The organism is Pseudonocardia pini (assembly GCF_013870575.1).
GTDB lineage: Bacteria > Actinomycetota > Actinomycetes > Mycobacteriales > Pseudonocardiaceae > Pseudonocardia > Pseudonocardia pini.
The window spans coordinates 1-1,906 of record NZ_JACBXB010000932.1 but is presented as its reverse complement, the minus strand read 5'-3'; the positions used below and the strand labels follow the sequence as shown (position 1 = coordinate 1,906).

The window sequence follows — 1,906 nt, the reverse complement described above, 5'->3', positions numbered from 1 at the left end:
CAGGATCGCGGCGGTCCGGTCGACCTCGGTCCGCGACCATCGGATCGGCTTCCCGGTCGCCTCGGTGATCCGGGCGGCCTCGTCCGCGGCCTCGACGAGCAGGCTGTCGGCGACCGTGCGGAGCACCTCCGCCCGTCGGCCCGCGGGGAGGCGGGCGAGCTGCGGCGCGACCTCGACCGCGGCCCGCACCGCGGTCTCGGCCGCACCGCTGTCCGGCAGCCGGTCGACCGTCGTGGACGCCAGGCTCACTGCGCCGGGTCGGTGGGCGCGGCGAACAGCTCCGCGTCCGGGAGCACGCCGAGGGCGATGCTGATCCGGTTGGTGGCGTTGATGATCGAGATGATCTGGACCGCCTCGTAGATGTCCTCGTCGGACAGTCCGACGGCGCGCAGCTCCTCGATCCGAGCGTCCGAGACCTCGCCGGGGGTGTGGGTCAACGTGATCGCGAGGTCGGAGAGCAGGCGCTCGCGGTCGGTCAGCTCGGCGACCTCGCGGTGGTCGAGGGCGACCCGGTGGGCGAGGCGGTGGTCGCCGAGGACCTTGCCGAGGCCGTCGACGTGCAACGCGTGGCAGTAGCTGCACCGGTTGGCCACCGAGACCACGGTGGCGACGATGTCCCGCTCGCGCAGCGACAGCGTGCTCGGGCTGTCCGGCGAGCCGAGCAGCAGCGGGAAGAGGTAGGCGTTGAGCCGGGTGAACCCCGGGCCGCCGAGCGCGAAGGCCTTGAGCCAGTTGGGGACGTACCCCTCCGCCTCCTCGGTCCGCTCGAAGAACTGCGCGATGGTCGGGGACAGGTCCTCGCGGGCGGGGACCTTCAGGCGGGAGATGCGGGTCTCGGGCTGGGTCTCGAGCGTCGTCATGGTGTGGCGTCCTTTCCGGGTGGGGGGCTCGGCTCAGGCGAAGAACTGGTCGTCGGGCGTGACCTGCAGGAAGATGCTGAAGCGGTTCGCGGCGGCGAAGACGGCCACGACCTGCACCGCCTCGTAGATCTGCTCGTCGTCGAGACCCAGCTCGCGCAGGCCCGCGATGTCCGCGTCCTCGACCTCGGTCGGGTGCAGCGCGAGCTTGCTCGCGAACTCGGCGAGCACACGGTGCCGCGGCGACAGCTCGCGGACCTCGCGGTAGTCGATCGCCACCCGGGTGCCGAGCCTGCGGTCGCCGAGCGCGTCGCCGAGGCTGCCCGCGTGGTTGAGGCGGCAGTAGCTGCAGCCGTTCTCCGCCGAGGTGACGGTCGCGAGGATCTCGCGGTCGACGTAGGGCAGCAGACCCTGGTTGGGGTCGAGCAGCGCCAGGAGGTAGTCGTTGAAGCGGGCGGTGTGGGCCCCGCCCAGAGCGAACGCCCTGACCCAGTTCGGCGTGTAGCCCAACGTCGCGGTGAGGGACGCGATCTGGCTCTGCAGTTTCGCGGGCAGCTCCTCGATCTCGGGGACCCGCAAACGCGAAATCGTCTGCTTCTCGAGTGCTTCGGTGGACATATCGGATTCCTTTCCGAAAATGGGCGCAGCACAGTGCGGAAGGGCGCGGCCCGCCAGGTGGGAGGGCAGGCGTGCGCGACGGACGGTCACCGTGGGAGAACGGCGTCCGGGAGGGGTTTCAGCAGGCGGAAGCCACAGAAGGTGGCACGCACGGCAGGCCGGTCAGGCGCTGCGGGGAGACCTCGGGGGGATCAACAGACCGAGGAGGAGACGCGACAGAAATCGACGTGTGCACGCGAGGTCAGCGGCAGTCGAATCGTCACGCGGCGACGTTAACCGACGCTCAGCTGCCGGGGCAACCGCTGCTCCTGTGCGGCGCGCCTCAAACCGATTCGGCGGATCCGATGACGTGATCGGGACTCTTGGTCACCACGGCACCCACCCACGGAGCGGCCCGTCCCGACGGACAGGGCAGGATCTCGGGTGCGCTC

At 70.7% G+C, this 1,906-nt stretch carries 4 protein-coding genes; all 4 read right to left on the bottom strand.

All coding sequences use genetic code 11. The features are described 5' to 3' along the window. Positions 1-249: aldehyde dehydrogenase family protein (locus H5J29_RS30985; protein WP_181784488.1), on the bottom strand; the 249-nt coding region annotated here is incomplete at its 3' end. Further along, the gene (locus H5J29_RS30980; protein WP_181784487.1) at positions 246-860 is read right to left on the bottom strand and encodes a peroxidase-related enzyme; all 615 of its coding nucleotides are present in this window, start codon (positions 858-860) and stop codon (positions 246-248) included. The genes H5J29_RS30980 and H5J29_RS30985, both read right to left, overlap by 4 nt. A gap of 33 nt (positions 861-893) precedes the next feature. Continuing rightward, the gene (locus H5J29_RS30975; RefSeq protein WP_220188156.1) at positions 894-1,436 is read right to left on the bottom strand and encodes a peroxidase-related enzyme; all 543 of its coding nucleotides are present in this window, start codon (positions 1,434-1,436) and stop codon (positions 894-896) included. Positions 1,437-1,666: 230 nt separating this feature from the next. Further along, complete coding sequence (locus H5J29_RS36680; protein ID WP_369804874.1) at positions 1,667-1,738, bottom strand: putative leader peptide; 72 nt, start codon at positions 1,736-1,738, stop codon at positions 1,667-1,669. Positions 1,739-1,906 lie beyond the last annotated feature (168 nt).